Source organism: Enterobacter sp. D2 (assembly GCF_034427575.1).
GTDB lineage: Bacteria > Pseudomonadota > Gammaproteobacteria > Enterobacterales > Enterobacteriaceae > Enterobacter > Enterobacter cloacae_M.
On the sequence record NZ_JAXQPP010000001.1, the window covers coordinates 212334 to 234150 of the forward strand.

A 21817-nucleotide genomic window follows, 5' to 3' on the forward strand; every position below is an offset into this window, starting at 1 on the left:
TCAGGAGTCATGTTTAACTAAAGGAGCCAGCCGCGTTGCCATCCAGTCGGCAATAAACGGCTGAGCATCGCGATTGGGGTGGATCCCGTCGTCTTGCATCCACTGGGGTTTGAGATACACCTCTTCCATGAAAAATGGCAGCAGCGGAATATCAAACTCTTTGGCAAGCTTAGGGTAGATCGCGCTAAAGGCTTCATTATACCGACGACCGTAGTTGGCCGGCAGGCGAATTTGCATCAGCAGCGGCTGGGCGTTTGCCGCCTTAATGTCCTGTAAAATGGTGCGCAGCGTTTGCTCGGTTTGCTGAGGCTGAAAACCGCGCAATCCATCGTTACCGCCAAGCTCCACCAGCACCCAGCGAGGCTGATGCTGTTTGAGCAGCGCAGGCAGGCGCGACAGGCCCTGCTGCGAGGTATCGCCGCTGATGCTGGCGTTGATTACCGACGTCTTGCTCTGCCATTTGTCGTTGAGCAGCGCGGGCCAGGCCGCGCTGGCCGCCATGCGATAGCCTGCGCTCAGGCTGTCGCCGAGAACCAGTAACGTGTCCGCTGCCGCCGCGCGGAAGGTCATCAGAATCAAAAACAGGAAGGGCAAATGCCAGCGGAAAACAGTGTTGAAGTTCATCATCTTAAGAAGTCCGTCGGTCAGGGGGAACACGAGCTTTCCATCCTTACTGGAGTTGAACTCGTTGTCAAACGCGCTGAAACCATCGCGCTGATTGGCGAATCCGGCTCCGGTAAGTCCACGCTGCTGGCGATTTTGGCCGGTCTGGACGACGGCAGCAGCGGCGAGGTCCATCTTGTCGGGCAACCGCTGCATCAGCTTGATGAAGAGGCGCGGGCCGCGCTGCGCGCGCGTCACGTTGGTTTTGTCTTCCAGTCCTTCATGCTGATCCCGACCCTGAACGCGCTGGAAAACGTCGAACTCCCGGCGCTGCTTCGCGGTGAAAACAGCCGTGAAAGCCGGGCGCACGCGAAGGCGCTGCTGGAGCAGCTCGGTCTGGGCAAGCGTCTCGACCATCTTCCCGCACAGCTTTCCGGCGGCGAGCAGCAGCGCGTGGCGCTGGCGCGGGCGTTTAACGGTCGTCCCGAAGTCCTGTTTGCCGATGAGCCCACCGGTAACCTTGACCGTAAAACCGGAGACCGGATTGCCGACCTGCTGTTTTCGCTCAACCGCGAGCACGGCACCACGCTGATCCTCGTGACCCACGATCCTCAGCTCGCCGCCCGCTGCGATCGCCGCCTGCGGCTGGTGAACGGTATTCTTCAGGAGGAGGCATGATTACCCGCTGGTTCTGGCGCGAGTGGCGTTCCCCCTCGCTGCTGATTGTCTGGCTGGCGCTAAGCCTGGCGGTGGCCTGCGTGCTGGCGCTCGGCAGCGTCAGCGACCGCATGGAAAAAGGGCTCAGCCAGCAGAGCCGGGAGTTTATGGCGGGGGACCGGGCGCTGCAAAGCTCCCGCCCGGTGCCGTCGGGCTGGATTGCAGAGGCGCGTAAAGAAGGGCTGAAGGTGGGGGAGCAGATAAGCTTCCAGACCATGACCTTTGCGGGCGACACGCCGCAGCTCGCCAGCGTTAAAGCCGTCGATGATATCTACCCGATGTACGGCGAACTGCAGACCAGCCCGCCCGGGCTGAAGCCCAAGCCCGGCACGGTGCTGCTGGCATCACGTCTGATGGCGCTTCTGAACCTGAAACCCGGCGACAGTATCGACGTCGGTGACGCCACGCTGAAAATCGCCGGGGAAGTGGTGCAGGAGCCTGACTCCGGCTTTAACCCCTTCCAGCTTGCGCCGCGCCTGCTGATGAACACCGCGGATGTTGCGGCAACCCATGCTGTTCAGCCGGGCAGCCGCGTCACCTGGCGCTATAAGTTTGGCGGCACGCCTGCCCAGCTTGACGCGTACGAAAAATGGCTTCTGCCGCAGCTCAAACCAGAGCACCGCTGGTACGGGCTGGAGCAGGACGAAGGGGCGCTCGGTAAATCTCTTGAGCGTTCTCAGCAGTTCCTGCTGCTTTCGGCACTGTTGACCCTGCTGCTGGCGGTGGCGGCGGTTGCCGTGGCGATGGGGCATTACTGCCGCAGCCGTTACGACCTGGTGGCGATCCTCAAAACCCTGGGGGCGGGCAGGGCGCAGCTGCGCAAGCTGATTGTCGGCCAGTGGCTGATGCTGCTGATTCTGTCCGCGCTGACCGGCGGAATAATGGGGCTGCTGTTTGAAAAACTGCTGATGGTGATGCTGAAGCCGGTGCTCCCGGCCGCCTTGCCGCCGGCCAGCCTCTGGCCGTGGCTGTGGGCAATGGGTGCAATGACGGTGATTTCTCTGCTGGTGGGGCTACGCCCCTACCGCCTGCTGCTCGCGACGCAGCCGCTACGCGTGCTTCGCAACGATGTTGTGGCGAACGTCTGGCCGCTGAAGTTCTACCTTCCGGTAATTATTGCCGTGGCGGTGGGGCTGCTGGCGTGGCTGATGGGGGGCAGCACGCTGCTGTGGGCGGTACTGGCCGGGGCGGTTGTGCTGGCGCTGCTGTGCGGCGTGCTGGGCTGGATACTGCTCAACGTCCTGAAGCGGCTCACGGTAAAATCGCTGCCCGTGCGCCTGGCGGTCAACCGCCTGCTGCATCAGCCGTGGTCAACGCTCAGCCAGCTGTCGGCGTTTTCGCTGTCGTTTATGCTGCTGGCGCTGCTGTTAGTGCTGCGCGGCGATCTGCTGGATCGCTGGCAGCAGCAGCTTCCCCCGGAAAGCCCGAACTATTTCCTGATCAACATTGCCCCTGAGCAGGTCACGCCGCTGAAGGGCTTCCTGTCGGAGCATCACATTATCCCTGAGTCGTTCTATCCCATCGTGCGCGCGCGTCTGACGCAGATCAACGGTCAGCCAACGGAGGGGAATAAGGACGAGTCGCTGAACCGCGAGCTGAACCTGACCTGGCAGGAGAAACGCCCTGACCATAACCCGATAACCGCCGGCACCTGGCCGCCGAAAGCGGGAGAAGTCTCGATGGAAGAGGGGCTGGCGACGCGGCTGAACGTGAAGCTCGGGGACAGCGTCACCTTTACCGGCGATACCCAGGATTTTACCGCGAAAGTCACCAGCCTGCGTAAAGTGGACTGGGAAAGCCTGCGGCCAAACTTCTTCTTTATCTTCCCGCCGGGCGCGCTGGACGGGCAGCCGCAGAGCTGGCTGACCAGCTTCCGCTGGGAAAACGGCAACGGCATGCTGACCCAGCTCAACCGGGAGTTTCCAACGGTCAGCCTGCTGGATATCGGGGCGATCCTGAAGCAGGTAGGGCAGGTGCTGGAGCAGGTGAGCCGCGCGCTGGAGGTCATGGTGGTGCTGGTGACGATCTGCGGCGTGCTGTTGCTGCTGGCTCAGGTACAGGTGGGCATGCGCCAGCGCCATCAGGAGCTGGTTGTCTACCGCACGCTAGGGGCCGGTAAGCGGCTGCTGCGAATGACGCTCTGGAGCGAGTTTGCGCTGCTGGGGCTGGTGGCGGGTCTGGTAGCGGCCATTGGCGCGGAAACGGCGCAGGCGGTGCTGCAGACAAAGGTCTTCGACTTCCCGTGGGAGCCTGACTGGCGTCTCTGGTTGACCCTGCCTCTGTGCGGCGCTGCGCTGCTTTCCCTCTGCGGCGGCTGGCTCGGCACGCGGCTGCTAAAGGGCAAAGCCCTGTTCCGTCAGTTTGCGAGTTGATTTAGAACTGTGATAGTTGCGCACCGGGTTTTAATGCCGGTGCGCAATGTTTAAATAGCACAAAGTGATAATACCCACTCATTTAGTAGCACAAAACATTAAAAACCCGACCCCACAGCCCGATTATTTCCAGTTAATATTCACCCGCTAAATATTTAGCAGCGTGTCTATTAAGGAAAAATAATGACTATAAAAAAATCAGCGCTGGCGGCAACGATCGGCGCGGCAGTGGCATTGACTACCTTCGCTTCTCAGGCGGAAATCACCGTTCTTAAGCAGGATCCTCAGGCGGGTAACCCGCTGAGCCGCCTGAACTTTACCGTTGGCGGCAGTATTCGTCCTCAGTTCCAGAACATGACCGGCGACGATGGTAAAAACAGCTACAAGCGTAACGGCTTTGACGGCGGCACCCGTTTCCGTTTCGCGGCTGATTACTATCTGTTTGATGACATCAGCTGGATCAGCTACTACGAGCTGGGTGTCAATATTCCTGCGCAGTTTAACTGGGATCATCACTACGCCGACGGCGCACACGACACCACGCGTCGTATGCTCTATACCGGTCTGAAGAGCGACACCTGGGGTACGCTGACCTTCGGTCAACAGAACAGCGTTTACTATGATGTGGTGGGCGCGAAAACCGATATCTGGGACTACGACATGATCGGCCAGGCTCCGGGTAACGGGATCAACGGCGATTACGACGGTTCTTACCGTTCACGCCAGATGCTGAAATATAAGAAAACCGTGGGTGATGCCGATATTTATGCATCCTACCTGTTTGAAGACAGCGAATACCTGCCGGGCAACGGCCTGCGCTACAAGCGTAAAGGCGGCGGCTCGCTGGGTCTGGATTACCACCTGACCACCGACCTGACCTGGGGCGCGGCGTGGAACTACACCCGCGCGGACATGCGTAACCCGGACAACGGCGACAGCAAAACCTACGACCAGAACATCCTCGGTACCGCGCTGAGCTGGACGCCGGACAACTGGACCTTCTCCGCTGGCGGCGGCTGGTACCAGAACTTCCTGACCACCAAAAAAGTGTCTGTTAACGACTACTTCGCCGGTGATGCATGGGGTATTGAATACTTTGCGGGCTACAAGTTCCCAATCGGTCAGTACGCGGTCAAATCCATCCAGCCTTACTTCATGGGTGACCGTATTGAGTACGTGAACGGCCGTAACTACCAGCGCATCGACAACGGCGTGGGTATCAGCTTCCAGCTGGATTACGGCTTCCGCGTGGATTACGAACACGTGTTCACATCCAGCACCGACAACCTGGGCGATATGAACCTGGTGCGTCTGCGTTACGACTTCTAAGTCGTTTTGTAGGGGGCGGCCTGATGCCCTCACCCTGACCCTCTCCCACGGGGAGAGGGAACAAACATTAAAAACGGCAACCCTGGTTGCCGTTTTGCTTTTACCTCGCCATCCGACTTTATTTTAGCGATCAAGCCATTCGGCAACGTCTTCAAACGTCCCGCGATACACAATCTTCTCCGCCTTTTTCTCCAGCTGATAGCCGTACATCGGGTCGTAATAGTCCTTCAGCAGCGGCGCAAGCCAGCTGAAGTGCGCCTCTGTGCTGCCGGAGCGTTGCTGTTCCAGCAGCGCGGAATCTAACAGCGCGGTGAATTCTGCATACCGCTGCAGCCCCAGACGGCGGCGAATGGCGAACAGGCCATGGTGCAAATACTCGCTGTATTCTTTCCAGCCCGCGTCTTCACCGTAGGCAGCCGAAAAATCCGCCCACATGTGATCGAAATACTCTTCGCGCAGGCGCTCAAGACGGACGTCAAACGGGTCTTCGACGACAACGATAGGGGCTTCAACCATGCGGTCGCGCAGGCACTCCGGCAGATGGTTGGAGCCAATCATCCGGCCTTCATCTTCCAGCACCCAGCGCGCGGCGTCTTTTTTCAGGAGCTCAGCCGCAAGGTGATTTTCAAAGCTCGCCTGGGAAAGCTGCGGCGTGAGCGTGCGGCCAAACGACGAACCGCGATGGTGCGCCAGCCCTTCCAGATCGATCCCCTGCGCGTGCTGCTTCACCAGCAGGGTTTTACCGTTTCCGGTACAGCCGCCAATAAGCACCATCGGCTTTTGTGACTGCTCGATGGTCACCTGAATCGCCGTCTGACGCAGGGCCTTATAGCCGCCGCGGATCAGCGGGTAGTCGATGCCCGCCTCTTTCAGCCAGGCCTGAGAGATATGCGAGCGCTGGCCGCCGCGCGCGCAGCAGAGAAAGCCCTCAGGATGGGCAAGGCTGGCCTCGCGCCAGGCGTTGATGCGTGCCTCACGCGTCTCGCCGCTCACCAGCTGATGGCCGAGCGCCAGCGCGGCTTCGGGGCCCTGGCGCTTATAGCAGGTGCCGACGGCGGCGCGCTCGTCGTCGTTCATTAAGGGCAGGTTGATCGCCGCAGGCATCGCGCCCTGGGCAAATTCGATCGGCGCGCGAACGTCGATTAAAGGGGTATCAGACGCGAGGATCGCGCGATAGTCCGTTCCATCGTTCATGGTTATTCCAGAAGAAAACTCAGCAGCAATGGGCGGGGATTGTACGCCGGGGAAGGGGAAGGTCAACTCCCCGGCGCAGATGTCTTACTTGAGCTTTGACTGTGCCCAGACAATACCGCTCGCATATTCCGGCGGCAGGAGCGGGATCATGGCTTCCAGGGTGGCGCTCAGGCGACCCGTGTCGCTGTCGTTCAGGTTCAGGTGACCGACCTTACGACCCGCGCGGACCTCTTTGTCATACCAGTGCAGATGCACGAGCGGCAGCTTCAGCCAGTCGTAGTTCAGATCGGTGCCGATCAGGTTGATCATCACCGACGGGCTGTTCACCACCGGCTGCGGCAGCGGCAGGTCGACGATCGCGCGCAGGTGCAGCTCGAACTGGCTGATGGACGCGCCGTTTTGCGTCCAGTGCCCGCTGTTGTGCACGCGCGGCGCAAGTTCGTTGATCAGCAGACCGGACGGGGTGATAAAGCACTCCATCGCCATGACGCCTACATACCCGAGTTCGTGCATGATGGCAGAGAGCATATCTTCCGCCTGCGCCTGCTGGTCAGCATTGGCGTGCGGGAAGGCGACGCTGGTGCGCAGAATGCCGTCCTGATGCAGGTTATGCGTCAGCGGATAAAAGACGGTATGCCCGTCTTGCCCGCGCGCGCCAACCAGCGACACTTCACCGCTGAAGTTAATGCCCTGCTCAACGATGCACTCGCCGTAGCAGTCGTCCGGCAGTTCTGCCGTTTCATCTGCACGCAGGCGCCACTGGCCGCGGCCGTCGTAACCGCCCACGCGGCGCTTCACGATTGCCAGCTCGCCCAGCATCGCGAAAACGTCATTCCACTCGCTTTTATCGGACAGGAGCTGCCACGGCGCGGTCGGCAGACCGAGCTTGTCGAACAGCTGCTTTTGCGTCAGACGGTCGGCGATGATCGGGAACACGTCGCGGTTAACGAAGGCGTTATGACGCGCCAGCTCGCGGGTCAGAGCCGTTTCCGGCCAGCGTTCGATCTCGGCGGTGATCACGCTCTGGTGGAACGGTACGGCTTCCGGTTCGGCGTCCAGCCCGACGGGCCAGACGGCAATACCCAGCGGCTCACCGGCCTGACGCAGCATGCGGCCTAGCTGGCCGTTACCGAGGACGCAAACCTGCTTCATGCCGCACCCCGCGGGTCCGGATTGTCCAGCACCTCGTCGGTCTGGGCTTTACGCCACTCCGCCAGACGCTGGTGTAATGCTTTATCGTGCGTCGCAAGAATTTGCGCCGCCAGCAGGGCGGCATTGGCAGCACCCGCTTTACCAATCGCCAGCGTGCCGACAGGAATACCGCGCGGCATCTGGACGATGGAGTAGAGGCTATCCACACCGCTTAACGCGGCGCTTTGGACCGGAACGCCCAGTACCGGCACCAGGGTTTTGGCGGCAATCATGCCTGGCAGATGTGCTGCGCCGCCCGCACCGGCAACGATCACCTCATAACCGTTCTCTTCGGCGCTTTCGGCGAAGCTGAACAGTTTGTCCGGTGTACGGTGCGCGGAGACCACTTCAACGTGGTGCGGAACATTCAGGATTTCAAAGATTTCGGCGGCGAACTGCATGGTAGCCCAGTCGCTTTTGGACCCCATCACGATGGCGACACGCGCCGGATTATTGCGGGAAGACATGCGTCTTAAAACTCCTGTGGTGCGAAACACACTGCTTTCGAGGGCACAGAGAATAGCATGTTATACGGGCAAGGAAAACGGTTGCGCGGTTAAAAGGTGAGCAGTTATGGCGAGAAAGCGATAACAAAAAAGACCGCACGATGGCGGTCTTTTGTGTGATGTTACTGAAGATCCCCTGCGGACAGGTTCTCGTTGTCGAACGCGCGGCTGACATCGATATGATTTACCATGCTGGTGTCGGCATTCGAGCCTGATTTTGGCACGGAGAAGCGATTCTCCGCGGCCTGTGCGCCTGTGGACACCACGACTGCCAGCAGCAGGGTACTTACGATGCTGATGTTTTTCATTCTCTGTTCCTTCCTCATCGTATTGTCGCTGTCGCACGTCGTAGCTGGCGGCACGGCAATCAGGGTTTTTATTTAGTCAGTTCTGCGGTCATGTACACGCGGTTGTTGACCTTCGCGCTCGTGATTTTATAAGAGGCATTCTGCTCGGCGGCCTGCGCGGCAATTTTCGCTTCTGCGCGGTCAAGGGTAGAGGCGGTTGCGCTCACGCTTTGAGCGAAAGAACCGAAAGAAACCAGGGAAAGAGCGGCAACTGCAACGAAAGTTTTGATGGATTTCATGGTCGTATTCCTTAAGTATTTTATCTGGGATAGGGCGTGTTGCCCTGATGTGATAAATAATAAGCCGACCACGGGCTGATTAAAATCGAAACAATTTGCCGATATTGTTCAAAAAAATAGAATGATAGTGTGAGGGGTTAGAACGGAAACGCGATCAGCTCCACGCCCTCTGGCGTGACTTTGACCATGGAGCCTTCGGTGTGCCAGGCACCCAACACCACGCGATGGGCCGCTTCGCCGTTGGCGATAAGGGAATGGACGTCAGGACGGTGCGTATGACCGTGGATCAACCACTGAACGCCATGCTTTTCCATCACGCTCACCACGGCCTGCGGGTTCACGTCCATGATGGTCATGGATTTGCTGCTGTTGGCGGCTTTACTGCCCGCGCGCATTCTGGCTGCGATGCGGTTGCGGATAAACAGCGGCAGCGCAAGGAACACCTTTTGGATCCACGGGGTGTGGACTTTGGCGCGAAACGCCAGGTAGCCGGTATCGTCGGTGCAGAGCGTGTCGCCGTGCATGATCAGGACCCTGCGGCCATAGAGATCGAGCACCTGCTCTTCCGGCAGCAGCGTCATGCCGCTTTCGCGGGCGTAGCGCTTGCCGATCAGGAAATCACGGTTGCCGTGAATGAAGTAGCAGGGAACGCCGGAATCCACGAGGGCGTGAATGGCGGCTGCCATTTCACGGTGCAGCGGGTTAGGGTCGTCGTCGCCAATCCAGGCTTCAAAGAGGTCGCCCAGGATGTACAGCGCATCGGCGCTTTTCGCTTCACCGCGTAAAAAACGCAGAAAACCGGCGGTTATCGCCGGTTCTTCTGTTTGCAGATGCAGATCCGCAATAAAGAGTGTCGCCACGAATTACTCGCTGACGGTCACGCTTGTAATCACAACGTCTTCTTTAGGAACGTCCTGGTGCATACCGCTGCGGCCAGTAGCGACGGCTTTGATCTTGTCAACCACGTCCATACCTTCAACCACTTCTGCGAATACGCAGTAGCCCCAACCCTGCAGGCTTTCGCCCGAGAAGTTCAGGAAGTCGTTATCAGCCACGTTGATGAAGAACTGCGCGGTGGCAGAGTGCGGAGCCTGAGTACGGGCCATTGCCAGCGTACCGCGGGTGTTTTTCAGACCGTTGTTCGCTTCGTTTTTGATCGCTTCTTTGGTCTCTTTCTGGTTCATGCCAGGTTCAAAACCGCCGCCCTGGATCATAAAGCCGTTGATCACGCGGTGGAAAATGGTGTTGTTGTAGAAACCTTCGCGGCAGTAGTCCAGGAAGTTTTTAACTGTTTCAGGCGCTTTGTCATCAAAGGTTTTGATTACGATATCGCCATGATTAGTGTGGAAAGTAACCATTTTTGCATCCTGTTCCGTTATTGTGGTACGTCGACCCGCGTTCGGGTCATCTATAGGGGCTTGTTATAGCATAACCACAGGATGCGATCACCTTGCATTGTGTGCTGCTTCGGGTTTGAATTACGGGTAGAATAGCCGGTTTTCAACCACACACGTGTTTACATGGAATCTTCGATGTTAAAAATCTTTAATACAATGACGCGCCAGAAAGAGGAATTTAAACCTATCCATGCCGGGGAAGTCGGCATGTACGTGTGTGGTATTACGGTTTACGATCTCTGTCACATTGGCCATGGCCGTACCTTTGTCGCTTTTGACGTGGTGTCACGCTACCTGCGTTTTCTGGGCTATACCCTTAAATACGTGCGTAACATCACCGACATCGACGACAAAATCATCAAGCGCGCAAATGAAAACGGCGAAAGCTTCGTTGCGCTGGTCGATCGCATGATCGTCGAGATGCATAAAGATTTTGACGCCCTGAATATTCAGCGCCCGGACAGCGAGCCGCGCGCGACCCACCACATTCACGAAATTATTGAGATCACCGAAAAGCTGATCGCACGCGGCCACGCGTACGTTGCGGACAACGGTGACGTGATGTTCTCCGTGCCGACGGACCCAACCTACGGTGCGCTTTCCCGTCAGGATCTGGATCAGCTGCAGGCCGGGGCGCGCGTTGACGTAGTTGACGTGAAGCGTAACCCGATGGACTTCGTACTGTGGAAAATGTCCAAAGAGGGCGAGCCAAGCTGGCCATCCCCGTGGGGCGAAGGCCGTCCGGGCTGGCACATTGAATGTTCCGCGATGAACTGCAAGCAGCTGGGCAAGCACTTCGATATTCACGGCGGCGGTTCGGACCTGATGTTCCCGCACCATGAAAATGAAATCGCGCAGTCCACCTGCGCCCACGGCGGCGAGTACGTTAACTACTGGATGCACTCCGGGATGGTAATGGTTGACCGCGAGAAAATGTCTAAATCGCTGGGTAACTTCTTCACCGTGCGCGACGTGCTGAAGTATTACGATGCGGAAACCGTGCGCTACTTCCTGATGTCCGGCCACTATCGCAGCCAGCTGAACTACAGCGAAGAGAACCTGAAACAGGCACGCTCGGCGCTGGAGCGTCTGTATACCGCGCTGCGCGGTACCGACAGGTCTGTTCCTGCTGCTGGCGGCGAAGCGTTCGAAGCCCGCTTTGTTGAGGTGATGAACGACGACTTCAACACCCCGGAAGCGTACTCCGTGCTGTTCGACATGGCGCGCGAAGTAAACCGCCTGAAGTCAGAAGATATGGCCGCGGCGAATGCGCTGGCATCCCATCTGCGTAAGCTCTCCTCCGTGCTCGGCCTGCTGGAGCAGGATCCGGACGCGTTCCTGCAGAGCGGTGCGCAGGCGGACGACGGTGAAGTGGCGGAAATTGAAGCGTTGATCAAAGCGCGTCTGGAAGCGCGTCAGGCAAAAGACTGGGCGGCGGCAGATGCGGCGCGCAACCGTCTGACCGAGATGGGCATCATTCTGGAAGATGGCCCGCAGGGCACCACCTGGCGCCGTAAGTAATTTTCCCCTCACCCTAACCCTCTCCCGCAGGGAGAGGGAATTGTTAGGTTTTCTCCCTCTCCCCGTGGGAGAGGGCCGGGGTGAGGGCATCAGCGCGCACGTTTCCTCCACCACAGCAACCCCATCAGCACGACTCCCGGCAGCCACACCCACAGCAGTTCTGACACGATCACCTGATGCCCGTACGGCGTGGTATAGCGCGACAGCGCAAACGGCGCGACCTTAATGACCTGCCACGGCGCAAAGAAGCGTTCATCTGACCACGGCCACAGCCAGCCGACGCCTTTCCCGCCCGTGGTAATCGAATCCAGCAGGCTGTGCGACAGCAAAGACACGGTTAAAAACAGCCAGCACCGCGCCAGGCTGGCCCGGAACCATCGTCGGCCAATCAGCACGCAGAGTATCGGCACCACAAAGGCGAACAGCAGGGAGTGGGTAAAGCCGCGATGGCCGAAAACATTGCCGTACGCGACGCCGAACTTGAACGCCAGCACGTCGGCATCCGGCAGCATGGCGAGGACAATCCCGGCAAACAGCAGGCGGGGAGGAATCACTTTGGTTCCGAGGCCTAAGCCCAGACAAAGCGGAACAGCAGCGTGCGTAATAACGGTAGGCATTGCGATTATCCATGGCAAATCATGGAAATATAGCAGCAATCCCGCGCCGGCAGATCCGCGTCAAATTCTTATTTTTACGCCGACTCGCGTGCGATAAGCTGCCCGGAAAGCGTAATGCGCTGGGTTTGCAGCGTCGGCTCCTTCAGCGTACGAATAATCAGCCCGGCAGCCTGACGCCCGGTCTCTTCGCTGGCGGACGACACGTAGGTGAATGACGGCGAGGTGAGGTTAACGTGGAGCATATCTTCGAAACCGACCAGCGCGACCTGCTGCGTCAGAAACACATCTTTACCCACCGTTCGTCCCACCTGATGAATACCGGAGATGGAGCCGATCATGGCATCCGGAGAGTGGCAGAGCAGGGCGGTGATGGTGTTGTTTTTTTCCAGCAGCTGGCGGGTGGCGAAACCCGCAGCCAGGGTGTCATCGCTGCAGGACGGAGAATATTCATCGCGCCAGACCAGCCCGTTCTGCGTCATCGCGCTGCGAAAACCGAGCAGGCGCTGTTCGCGAATAAGGCAGCCTTCACGTCCGCCTATGTAGGCGATATTGCGATGGCCGCGCTCGATAAGATAACGCACCGCCAGATTTGCCGCCTGACGGTTATCGCGCATCACCAGATTGCATTTTTCATCCAGCAGCGACTGCGAGACCACCACCAGCGGCAGCGGGCAGCGGCGAATCTGCTCCGGCAGGGTAGACGTGCGGGTATCGGAGGCCAGATAGATAACCCCGGCGACGCCCTGCTGCTTAAACGACAGCAGGCAGCGCTCAAGATGGTCATGGTCGTTCTGGGGCTGGCCGAGAAAAACCATATACCCCTGTTTTTCAAGATCCTGGACGATGCTCGCCATCACCTTGATGGAGAAACTGTCGCTAAAGTCACGGAGGATCAGGCCAATCAGATTGGACGTATTGGCGCGGAGATTGGCAGCGGCAACGTTATGAACATAGCCCAGGGTATTGATGGCAGCGTTGACCTTCTCGATCGTTGCCTCTGAGATTTTCCCTTTCTGGCGCAAAACCAGCGAGACGGTTGAGACCGACACGCCCGCGTGCTTTGCGACATCAATAATGCTGACTTTCTTCAAAACCGCTCCCTGAAATTCACCGATTATCAGTCAGATACGACAATGCGTCTCCCAGACTACAGGAGACGCGTCGTTCAGGCATCTTATTATTTGCCGATCATGGTGGACATGGTCTGGGCGATAAACTGTGCTCTGGCACCGAAAATCACCTGAATACCGTTGTCGCCGACGAAGACCACGCCGCGCGCGCCGAGTCCGTTCAGGCCGTCTCTGTCTACCACCTCGCTTTTTGCGACTTCCAGGCGCAGGCGGGTGATACACGAGCCGACGGAGTCGATGTTATGCGCCCCGCCCAGCAGGGTAATGATCTCGGTCGCGAGTTCTGAATCAGACTTATCATCCGCGTTGGCGGTCACTTCAGTGCGGCCCGGCGTTTTCACGTCGAAACGACGGATCACAAAGCGGAACGTGAAGTAATAAATCAGGCCCATTGGAATGCCGATGATAATCGCATTCAGGAAGTTGGTCTGATAACCGTTAAAGGACGGCAGGATCCCGAATGACAGATAGTCGATAAAGCCCGCGGAGAAGGACTTGGCGATATGCGCATGCAGCAGATACATGGTCATGTAGGCCAGGCCCGCCATGATGGCGTTAAAGACGTACAGAATCGGCGCCACGAAGATAAAGGTAAACTCGACCGGTTCGGTGATCCCCGTCAGGAAGCAGGTCAGCGCCGCAGAGAACAGAATACCGGCGGCGATTTTCTTATTCTTCGTATGGGCTTCGTGATACATCGCCAGGCACGCGGCGGGCAGCGCGAACAGCATCAGCGGGAATTCGCCCTGCATGAATTTACCGGCATTCTGGTAGGTGTCGCTGCTGAAGGATTTCACTCCTTCTTCCAGCATCTTGAACCAGATGGTCTGGTCGCCGTGGATCACCTGTCCTGCCTGGGTGGTGTAATCCCCGAACGAATACCAGAAGGACGGATACCAGATGTGGTGCAGGCCGAGCGGGATCAGCGCGCGCTCAACCAGACCGAAGATAAAGGTCGATGCCGCCTGATTATCGCCGTTAACCACCACGGAGAGCGCGTCGATACCGGCCTGGATATGCTGCCACACGTATGGTAGCAGCAGCCCCATCAGGAACGACAGAAACGCCGTTGCAATGGCCACGAAGCGCTTGCCGGAGAAAAAGCCCAGGAACTCCGGCAGCTGCATGGTGTGGAAACGGTTATAGCACCAGGCCGCGAGAATACCGCAGATCAGGCCGCCGAAGACGCCCATCTGCAGCGTCGGGATGCCGACGACCATGGCGTATTTCCCTCCCTGGGAGGCCATTTCCGGCGTGATGCTCAGCACGGTGCTGATGGTGATATTCGTGACAAACACCGACACCGCCGCAGACAGCGCGGCGATACCGGATTCTGACGCCAGACCCACGGCGGAGCCAATGGCAAACAGCATCGGCAGGTTATCAAAGATAACCCCGCCCGCGTTCATCATCAGCGGCAGATGGAACTTATCGCCGAAGGCCAGCAGCAGGCCCGCAGCGGGAAGCAGTGAAATTGGCAGCATTAAGGCGCGACCAATCATCGATAACTTAGACAGCGATTTAACAAACCCTGATATCAGACTCATGCTGATTTCCCCCGAGTAGCGCTTTTTTGGCGCTGTTATTGTAAGTATAACGTTTTAGTAGAACGTTATACTTATCGTGGGCAAAGAGTGAAAAACGCGCAACAGAATTTTCATATTTCAACAGATGAAATAGTGATTATTTGAAGTTGATCGATAAATAACCGTGATGGGTGTGAGGGGATTTAATATTCCCTCTCCCTGTGGGAGAGGGTTGGGATGAGGGCATCAGACGGCTCAGGCCGTAACGGTTACGCTCTGTCCTTCAAAGCTCACGGTCTGACCCGCGACAATCTTGCAGCGCTTGCGCGTTTCTACCACGCCGTCGACTAAAACCCGCCCGTCGGCGATAACGATTTTCGCCTGCGCGCCGCTTTCGCTCCAGCCTTCCAGCTTCAGCAGATCGCACAGCTCAACGTGCGGGTGTTTACCTAATGAAAATGTGGTCATCTTATGCTTCCTCTACGTCGTGGTACTCTTCGCACGCCTGCAGCGTGTTCTGAATCAGCGTTGCTACGGTCATCGGGCCCACGCCGCCCGGGACTGGCGTAATGTATGAGGCGCGCGCCGCGGCATCTTCGTACACCACGTCGCCGACCACTTTTCCGTTTTCCAGACGGTTAATCCCGACGTCCACGACAATCGCGCCCTCTTTGATCCACTCGCCCGGAATAAAGCCCGGCTTGCCGACCGCGACGATCAGCAGATCGGCGTTCTCGACGTGGTGACGCAGGTTTTTGGTGAAGCGGTGGGTCACGGTGGTGGTGCAGCCCGCCAGCAGCAGCTCCATGCTCATCGGGCGGCCCACGATGTTGGACGCACCGATAACCACGGCGTTCAGACCGTAGGTGTCGATGTTATAGCGCTCCAGCAGCGTCACAATGCCGCGCGGCGTGCACGGGCGCAGACGCGGCGCGCGCTGGCACAGACGGCCAACGTTGTACGGATGGAAACCGTCCACGTCTTTATCCGGTGCGATACGCTCCAGCACCTTCACGTTGTCGATACCCGCCGGCAGCGGCAGCTGAACCAGAATACCGTCGATCTCTTTGTCGGCATTCAGGGTGTCAATAAGTTCCAGCAGCTCTGCTTCGCTGGTGGTTTCCGGCAAATCGTAAGAGCGGGAGACGAAGCCCACCTCTTCACACGCTTTGCGCTTGCTGCCGACATAAATCTGCGATGCCGGGTTGCTGCCAACCAGCACAACGGCCAGCCCGGGGGCGCGTTTTCCGGCAGCTTTACGCGCCTTCACTTTTTCCGCGACCTCAGAGCGCACCTGCTGCGCAATCGTTTTACCGTCAATAATCTTTGCTGCCATCAGAGAGAAGATTCCGTCTGTAACGTTTGAAAGGGGGGATGGCGTGTATTTTGTCAGAAGCGAGCGTCGCTGTCAGTCACCCTTTACGCGTTTTTATCAGGGAGACGCAAAAACCCTTCTTAGGGGATGGTCAATTTCTTAGGCGGTATTAGGATGTGACCTGGCGAAATGGCAGCGTTTTGACATATTTAAAAAACGCGTCCTGAGCTACTTTGTCTCCTCCGAAATAAGCTTTCAATTAATCAATTGAACGTATTTCTTATTCCCGATTATTCGCGGGAAGGGTTATTTACATTTTAAAGGAATAGACATGAAACTCAGCAACATTGCTTCTACTGTTATTGCTACTTTGGCCCTGGTTGCAGGTGCCGCAAATGCAGCAGATCCTGCTGCGCCGGTTTCCGTTAATGGCGGTACCGTACATTTTAAAGGTGAGCTGGTTAATGCGGCTTGTTCAGTAAATACTGATTCTTCCGAGCAGACCGTTAATCTGGGCCAGTATCGTACCGCGAAATTTACCAAAGTGGGCGACACCACCTCTAATATTCCATTCAACATTGAACTGAATGATTGCGATCCGCTGGTTGCCAAAACTGCCGCTGTTGCGTTCACCGGTCAGATCGACCCAACCGACAAAACCCTGCTGGCCGTGACCTCCGGTAACAACGACAACACCGCGAAAGGCGTGGGTATCGAGATCCTCGACAGCAAATCCAGCGTTCTGACCCCAGACGGCGCGACCTTCTCTGCTGCGCAGACGCTGATCGAAGGGACCAACACCCTGAAGTTCACCGCGCGTTACAAATCAACGGCTGCCACCACTGAGCCAGGCCAGGCGAACGCTGACGCCACCTTCGTAATGAAATACGAGTAATTCCTCCGCACAGGGATGTTCAGGCCTCAGGGACGAGGCCCGTCATACGCAAATGCCAGGAACGAAGGATGACAAGGACTGGAACACTACTGCTGTTAACCCTTGCGATGGCTTGCCCGGCATCGGCGCATACCGTGGTGATCGAAGGTGGCAAGGTTCATCTCCGGGGTGAACTGGTGAACGGCGGCTGTGCCGTGGCGCCCGACAGCCAGAATATGCGCATCGACATGGGGCAGTACCGAACCAATTCATTTTCCGGTGTGGGCAGTTTTTCCACGGTTAACGTGCCTTTTACCGTGCGGCTGCTGGACTGCAGCGTTGATGTTTCGCGCACCGTGGGGATCCAGTTTCAGGGCGTGACGCCCGCAGAAGATCCGCAGGTCTTTCTGGCGACATCGCGGCCGGGGGAAACGCCTGTCAGCAGCGGCGTGGGGCTGGCGCTCTTTGACGAACAGCAGCGTCAGATTATCCCAAACGCCACGGCCGTCAGCTGGCTGCCGATCGATACCCGCGAGCTCGCGTTCCATTTTAGCGCCCGCTATCGGGCTATTTCCGAACACCTCGAGCCAGGCAAAATTCAGTCGGATGTCTGGTTTACGTTGATTTATCCATAACACCTGCGAACACATTATTAAAGGTACGGTTGTGATGAATACCCTAATTAAACCAGGACTTTTTTTATCGTTTATTTTGATGATGGTTTCTGCCTGCGCAAATGCTTCCGGCGGTATTGCGCTGGGGGCCACGCGCGTTATTTATCCCGCAGAGGCGAAGCAAACGTCGCTGGCGATCACCAACAGCAACAAACAGGAACGCTATTTAATTAACGCGTGGATCGAAAATGCGAGCGGGCAAAAAGAAAAAACCTTTGCCGTCACTCCCCCCCTGTTTGTCAGCGAGCCGAACAGTGAAAACACGCTGCGTATTATTTACGCCGGGCCAGCGCTGCCAGCCGATCGTGAATCGCTCTTTTACATGAACGTGAAGGCGATCCCGTCGGTGAACAAAGCGAAAACGGAAAACAATAACGTGCTGCAGCTGGCGATCCTCTCACGCATCAAGCTGTTTGTGCGCCCGAACAACCTGGCGATGCAGCCGGAAGAGGCGCTTTCCCAGCTGCGGTTTGAGCGCGCGGGCAGCCATCTCAAGGTCAGCAACGCATCCCCGTATTACATCACCCTCGTCAATCTGAAGATGGGCGGGCAGACGCTGGAAAACCTGATGGTTGCGCCGAAAAGCTCGGCACAGCAGGTGCTGCCAGCCGGTGCCAGCGGCACGCTTTCCTGGCAGAGCGTGAATGACTACGGTGCCATCACTCCGGCGCGTAGCGTTAACCTGTGAGCAGAGTCAGGGCGATGAAAAACCACCAGGGACGTTACTGCCCGGTTGCGCTGGCGTTGATGGCTGCGCTCTGGCCGCAGGCTGGCTGGAGCGAAAGTTATTTCAACCCGGCCTTCTTGTCCGACGACACCGCCAGCGTGGCGGATTTGTCGCGTTTTGAACAAGGACACCAGCAGGCACCCGGCGTTTATCGCGTGGATATCTGGCGTAACGATGAGTTTATCGGTACCCAGGACGTGCGTTTTGAGCAGGCCGAGAACACGCCGCCGGTGGCGGGCGGTTTGTCGGCCTGCATTACGCGCGCGATGCTCGATCGCTTTGGCGTCAACGTCGCGGCGTTTCCCGAGCTGGCTAAGGTACAGGGCGACACCTGCGTTCCGTTGACCACGGCCATACCCGGCAGCGAAACGGTATTCAACTTTGCCTCCCAGCGTCTGGACGTCAGCCTGCCGCAGGTGGCGTTGCAAAACAGCGCCCGGGGCTACATTCCGCCTGAACAGTGGGATGAAGGCATTCCCGCCGCGCTGGTGAACTACAGCTTCACCGGTAACCGGGGAAGCGAAGACGACAGCTATTATCTGAACCTGCAGAGCGGGTTGAACTATGGCGCCTGGCGTTTACGTAACAACGGCGCATGGCGGTACACGCAGAATAACGGGCAGCGGCACAGCGAGTGGCAGAATATCGGCACCTGGGCGCAGCGCACCGTCATCCCGCTTAAAAGCGAACTGGTGCTGGGCGACAGCAATACCGGGAATGACGTCTTCGACAGCATGGGTTTTCGCGGCGGGCGGCTCTTCTCGTCTGACAGCATGTACCCGGACAGCCTGCAGGGCTACGCGCCGACCGTGCGCGGGATTGCCCGTACGCCAGCAAAAGTGGTAGTTCGCCAGAACGGCTACGTTATCTATCAAAGCTATGTGCAGCCGGGCGCATTTGCGATTACCGATCTTAACCCGACCTCCTCAAGCGGTGACCTGGAAGTCACGGTCGAAGAGAAAGACGGTACCCAGCAGCGCTATACCGTGCCGTACTCCACCGTCCCGCTTCTGCAGCGTGAAGGGCGCTGGAAGTATGATCTCGTTGCCGGGGATTACCGCAGCGGTAACAGCGAGCAGGATACGCCGTTCTTCACTCAGGGCACCCTGATTACCGGTCTTGCCAACGGTTACACGCTCTACGGCGGTACGCAGCTGGCGTCACGCTATACCGCGGTGGCCGTAGGGGCCGGAAAAAACCTGGGCGACTGGGGCGCGGTCTCGCTCGATATCACCCACGCCCGCAGCCAGCTCGCGGACGACAGCAAGCATGAAGGCCAGTCTCTGCGCTTCCTCTACGCGAAATCCCTTAACGGCTTCGGCACCAACTTCCAGCTGCTGGGCTACCGCTACTCCACAAAAGGGTTTTACACCCTCGACGATGTCGCCTGGCGCTCAATGGAGGGCTATCAGTATGCCGATAGCCAGAACGATAACGATGTGCCGGACGTGCAGAGCTATCACAACCTGACGTGGAATAAAAAAGGCCGTTTCCAGCTCAACGTTTCTCAGTCTCTCGGGGACTACGGCTCGGTCTATATCTCCGGCAGCGAGCAGACCTACTGGGGAACAGACGAGACGAACCTCTGGTACCAGCTGGGCTACGCGGGCGGCGTGAAGGGGATCAACTACTCCGTCTCGTGGTCGTGGAACAAATCCGTGGGGATAGACGGTACCGATCGGATCGCGTCGTTTAACGTCTCCGTGCCGTTCAGCCTCTTTACCCGCCAGGGCTATCGCCGGGACAGCGCGATTGACCGCGCCTACGCTACGGCATCCGCCAGTCGAAACAGCGATGGCGACACAAGTTGGCAAACCGGCGTCAGCGGAACGCTGCTGGAGGACCGCAACCTGAACTACAGCGTGACCCAGGGACACGCCAGCACCAACGGCGCAAGCGGAAGCGCCAGCGCCAACTGGCAGGCGACCTACGGCACGCTGGGCGTGGGCTACAACTATTCCCGCGACCAGCACGATCTCAACTGGCAGCTCTCCGGCGGGGTGGTCGGCCACGCCGACGGCGTGACCTTCAGCCAGCCGCTGGGCGACACCAACGTGCTGATCAAAGCGCCGGGGGCATCGGGCGTCAGTATTGAAAACCAGACCGGCGTGAAAACCGACTGGCGAGGCTACGCGGTGATGCCGTATGCCACCGTCTATCGCTACAACCGCGTGGCGCTGGATACCAACACCATGAGCAACAACACCGATATCGAAAACAACGTGAGCAGCGTGGTGCCGACTAAAGGCGCGCTGGTACGCGCCAGCTTTGATACCCGCATTGGCGTGCGCGCCCTGCTGACGGTAACGCGCGGCAACCAGCCCGTGCCGTTCGGCGCGGTGGTGCGTGAGACCAAAAGCGGCGTCACCAGCATGGTGGGGGATGACGGGCAAATTTACCTGAGTGGGCTGCCGCTGGAAGGTGAACTGCTGATCCAGTGGGGCGACGGGGCGCAGTCCCAGTGTCGCGCACCTTACAGCTTGTCTGAACAGAGCCTGCAACAGGCAATCACACTGAAGGGGATTCGCTGTGAATAAAACCCAACTCTTTGCCTTGTCGCTTCTGGCGTTACTGCCCGCGACAAACGCGTTAGCCACCGTGTGCGTCAATGAAAAAGGCGTACCGACGGAGGTGCATTACGACCTGACGGATAAATTCAACAGCTCGAACAATCACATTGGGCAAGTGGTGACGCTCAACGAGAAGACGCAGTGGGTCGGGGTGAATGCCGTCTGCCCGAAGGGGACGACCGGAAATACCACCAAGCGCAGCTATGTCACCGATTATCCGGTAACGGGAACGAGCGATGGCTATCAATATCTGAAGCTTAACGACTATCTGGACGGGGCGATGAAAATCACCGACAGCTATGCTGGCGCGTTTTATCCGCCCAAAAGCTATATCCAGATGGGGAGCCATCCTAACGTTTCAAAAAACAAACCGTTTGGCGTTCAGGACTCCAGCCTGGTCTTCCGTCTTAAGGTTACCCGGCGTTTTATCAACATGGTGGTGATCCCGCGTGCCACCATGTTCCGCGTTTACGTCACCACGACTTCTTCCGATCCGCTCACCACGCCGGTCTATACCATTAGCTACAGCGGAACCATTCAGGTGCCGCAAAGCTGCGCCATTAATGCCGGTAACGTGGTGGAGTTTGATTTCGGCGACATCGGCGCCTCTTTGTTCAGCAAGGCGGGCGTGGGTAACAAGCCGGAAGGCGTCTCATCGCAAAGCAAAACCATCGCCATCAAATGCACCAACGTGGAGGCGAACGCCATGCTGACGATGCGCGTCGAGGCGGAAAAAGTCTCTGATAATGTGCTGGTGTCGGATAACCCGGACGTGGGGTTCATCATTGCCAACGAGAGCGGGGTGCCGCTGACGCCCAACAACCTGACGAGCAAAATTCCGTTCCGCCTTGACGACAGCGCGCAGGCGCAGGTGGGGATCCGGGTATGGCCGGTGAGCGTGACGGGCAATAAGCCAGCGGAAGGGCGCTTCACCTCGCGCGGGTATTTGCGCGTGGATTACGACTAAG

The 21817-nt window shown here is 58.0% G+C and carries 22 protein-coding genes; 9 read left to right on the plus strand and 13 right to left on the minus strand.

Annotated elements, in window-relative coordinates:
• Nucleotides 1–624, minus strand: a complete 624-nt coding sequence (gene tesA / locus SPG90_RS01015; protein WP_032661743.1) for a multifunctional acyl-CoA thioesterase I/protease I/lysophospholipase L1 — start codon at nucleotides 622–624, stop codon at nucleotides 1–3.
• On the opposite strand from tesA, the gene ybbA reads away from it, so the two are divergent.
• From ybbA to SPG90_RS01030, 3 genes are all read left to right on the plus strand, one after another.
• Complete coding sequence (gene ybbA, locus SPG90_RS01020; RefSeq protein WP_023617272.1) at nucleotides 595–1281, plus strand: putative ABC transporter ATP-binding protein YbbA; 687 nt, start codon at nucleotides 595–597, stop codon at nucleotides 1279–1281. The genes tesA and ybbA overlap by 30 nt on opposite strands.
• Nucleotides 1278–3692 (plus strand): putative ABC transporter permease subunit YbbP, encoded by a 2415-nt coding sequence (gene ybbP / locus SPG90_RS01025; RefSeq protein WP_322407841.1) that lies wholly within the window; start codon nucleotides 1278–1280, stop codon nucleotides 3690–3692. The genes ybbA and ybbP overlap by 4 nt, the downstream gene beginning before the upstream one ends.
• Nucleotides 3693–3875: 183 nt before the next feature.
• Complete coding sequence (locus SPG90_RS01030; protein WP_023310628.1) at nucleotides 3876–5021, plus strand: porin; 1146 nt, start codon at nucleotides 3876–3878, stop codon at nucleotides 5019–5021.
• A 123-nt stretch (nucleotides 5022–5144) separates the two neighbouring features.
• Here the strand turns inward: SPG90_RS01030 and mnmH are convergent, their stop codons facing one another.
• The 7 genes from mnmH to ppiB form a co-directional block, all read right to left on the minus strand.
• Nucleotides 5145–6215 carry a tRNA 2-selenouridine(34) synthase MnmH gene (mnmH, locus tag SPG90_RS01035; RefSeq protein ID WP_126302940.1) on the minus strand — a complete coding sequence of 357 codons (1071 nt, stop codon included), beginning with the start codon at nucleotides 6213–6215 and terminating at the stop codon, nucleotides 5145–5147.
• Nucleotides 6216–6299: 84 nt separating this feature from the next.
• Nucleotides 6300–7367, minus strand: a complete 1068-nt coding sequence (gene purK / locus SPG90_RS01040; protein ID WP_126302939.1) for a 5-(carboxyamino)imidazole ribonucleotide synthase — start codon at nucleotides 7365–7367, stop codon at nucleotides 6300–6302.
• Nucleotides 7364–7873: a 5-(carboxyamino)imidazole ribonucleotide mutase gene (purE, locus tag SPG90_RS01045; RefSeq protein ID WP_023310631.1), complete on the minus strand. Its 510-nt coding sequence runs from the start codon at nucleotides 7871–7873 to the stop codon at nucleotides 7364–7366. The genes purK and purE overlap by 4 nt, the downstream gene beginning before the upstream one ends.
• A 161-nt stretch (nucleotides 7874–8034) precedes the next feature.
• Nucleotides 8035–8220, minus strand: coding sequence for a hypothetical protein (locus tag SPG90_RS01050; RefSeq protein WP_029741050.1), 186 nt, complete (start codon nucleotides 8218–8220; stop codon nucleotides 8035–8037).
• 68 nt (nucleotides 8221–8288) lie between these two features.
• Nucleotides 8289–8498: a YdgH/BhsA/McbA-like domain containing protein gene (locus tag SPG90_RS01055; protein WP_023310633.1), complete on the minus strand. Its 210-nt coding sequence runs from the start codon at nucleotides 8496–8498 to the stop codon at nucleotides 8289–8291.
• Nucleotides 8499–8635: 137 nt separating this feature from the next.
• Nucleotides 8636–9358 (minus strand): UDP-2,3-diacylglucosamine diphosphatase, encoded by a 723-nt coding sequence (gene lpxH / locus SPG90_RS01060; protein WP_023310634.1) that lies wholly within the window; start codon nucleotides 9356–9358, stop codon nucleotides 8636–8638.
• A 3-nt stretch (nucleotides 9359–9361) separates the two neighbouring features.
• Nucleotides 9362–9856 carry a peptidylprolyl isomerase B gene (gene ppiB, locus SPG90_RS01065; protein ID WP_023310635.1) on the minus strand — a complete coding sequence of 165 codons (495 nt, stop codon included), beginning with the start codon at nucleotides 9854–9856 and terminating at the stop codon, nucleotides 9362–9364.
• Nucleotides 9857–10030: 174 nt separating this feature from the next.
• Between ppiB and cysS the strand changes: the two genes are divergently transcribed.
• Entirely contained in the window at nucleotides 10031–11416 is a 1386-nt protein-coding gene (cysS, locus tag SPG90_RS01070) for a cysteine--tRNA ligase (protein WP_045400770.1), read from the plus strand.
• A gap of 89 nt (nucleotides 11417–11505) precedes the next feature.
• Here the strand turns inward: cysS and SPG90_RS01075 are convergent, their stop codons facing one another.
• The 5 genes from SPG90_RS01075 to folD form a co-directional block, all read right to left on the minus strand.
• Nucleotides 11506–12033 (minus strand): metal-dependent hydrolase, encoded by a 528-nt coding sequence (locus tag SPG90_RS01075; RefSeq protein WP_045400772.1) that lies wholly within the window; start codon nucleotides 12031–12033, stop codon nucleotides 11506–11508.
• 74 nt (nucleotides 12034–12107) lie between these two features.
• Nucleotides 12108–13124, minus strand: a complete 1017-nt coding sequence (malI, locus tag SPG90_RS01080) for a Mal regulon transcriptional regulator MalI (RefSeq protein WP_126302938.1) — start codon at nucleotides 13122–13124, stop codon at nucleotides 12108–12110.
• A gap of 86 nt (nucleotides 13125–13210) precedes the next feature.
• Nucleotides 13211–14710 carry a PTS transporter subunit EIIC gene (locus tag SPG90_RS01085; RefSeq protein ID WP_023310639.1) on the minus strand — a complete coding sequence of 500 codons (1500 nt, stop codon included), beginning with the start codon at nucleotides 14708–14710 and terminating at the stop codon, nucleotides 13211–13213.
• Between the two features lie 234 nt (nucleotides 14711–14944).
• On the minus strand, nucleotides 14945–15157 hold the full coding sequence (gene ybcJ, locus SPG90_RS01090) for a ribosome-associated protein YbcJ (RefSeq protein WP_126302937.1): 213 nt from the start codon (nucleotides 15155–15157) through the stop codon (nucleotides 14945–14947).
• 1 nt (nucleotide 15158) lies between these two features.
• Nucleotides 15159–16025, minus strand: a complete 867-nt coding sequence (gene folD, locus SPG90_RS01095; RefSeq protein ID WP_028012225.1) for a bifunctional methylenetetrahydrofolate dehydrogenase/methenyltetrahydrofolate cyclohydrolase FolD — start codon at nucleotides 16023–16025, stop codon at nucleotides 15159–15161.
• 310 nt (nucleotides 16026–16335) lie between these two features.
• Between folD and fimA the strand changes: the two genes are divergently transcribed.
• The 5 genes from fimA to fimH all read left to right on the plus strand — a co-directional run bounded on the left by fimA (nucleotide 16336) and on the right by fimH (nucleotide 21816).
• On the plus strand, nucleotides 16336–16899 hold the full coding sequence (gene fimA, locus SPG90_RS01100; RefSeq protein ID WP_023310641.1) for a type 1 fimbrial major subunit FimA: 564 nt from the start codon (nucleotides 16336–16338) through the stop codon (nucleotides 16897–16899).
• A gap of 68 nt (nucleotides 16900–16967) precedes the next feature.
• Complete coding sequence (gene fimI, locus SPG90_RS01105) at nucleotides 16968–17513, plus strand: type 1 fimbrial protein subunit FimI (RefSeq protein ID WP_023310642.1); 546 nt, start codon at nucleotides 16968–16970, stop codon at nucleotides 17511–17513.
• A 34-nt stretch (nucleotides 17514–17547) separates the two neighbouring features.
• Nucleotides 17548–18240 carry a type 1 fimbria chaperone FimC gene (fimC, locus tag SPG90_RS01110; RefSeq protein ID WP_023310643.1) on the plus strand — a complete coding sequence of 231 codons (693 nt, stop codon included), beginning with the start codon at nucleotides 17548–17550 and terminating at the stop codon, nucleotides 18238–18240.
• Between the two features lie 14 nt (nucleotides 18241–18254).
• Nucleotides 18255–20816 (plus strand): fimbrial biogenesis usher protein, encoded by a 2562-nt coding sequence (locus SPG90_RS01115; RefSeq protein WP_047173833.1) that lies wholly within the window; start codon nucleotides 18255–18257, stop codon nucleotides 20814–20816.
• Nucleotides 20809–21816 carry a type 1 fimbria D-mannose specific adhesin FimH gene (gene fimH / locus SPG90_RS01120; protein WP_045400785.1) on the plus strand — a complete coding sequence of 336 codons (1008 nt, stop codon included), beginning with the start codon at nucleotides 20809–20811 and terminating at the stop codon, nucleotides 21814–21816. The genes SPG90_RS01115 and fimH overlap by 8 nt, the downstream gene beginning before the upstream one ends.
• Nucleotide 21817: the final 1 nt, after the last annotated feature.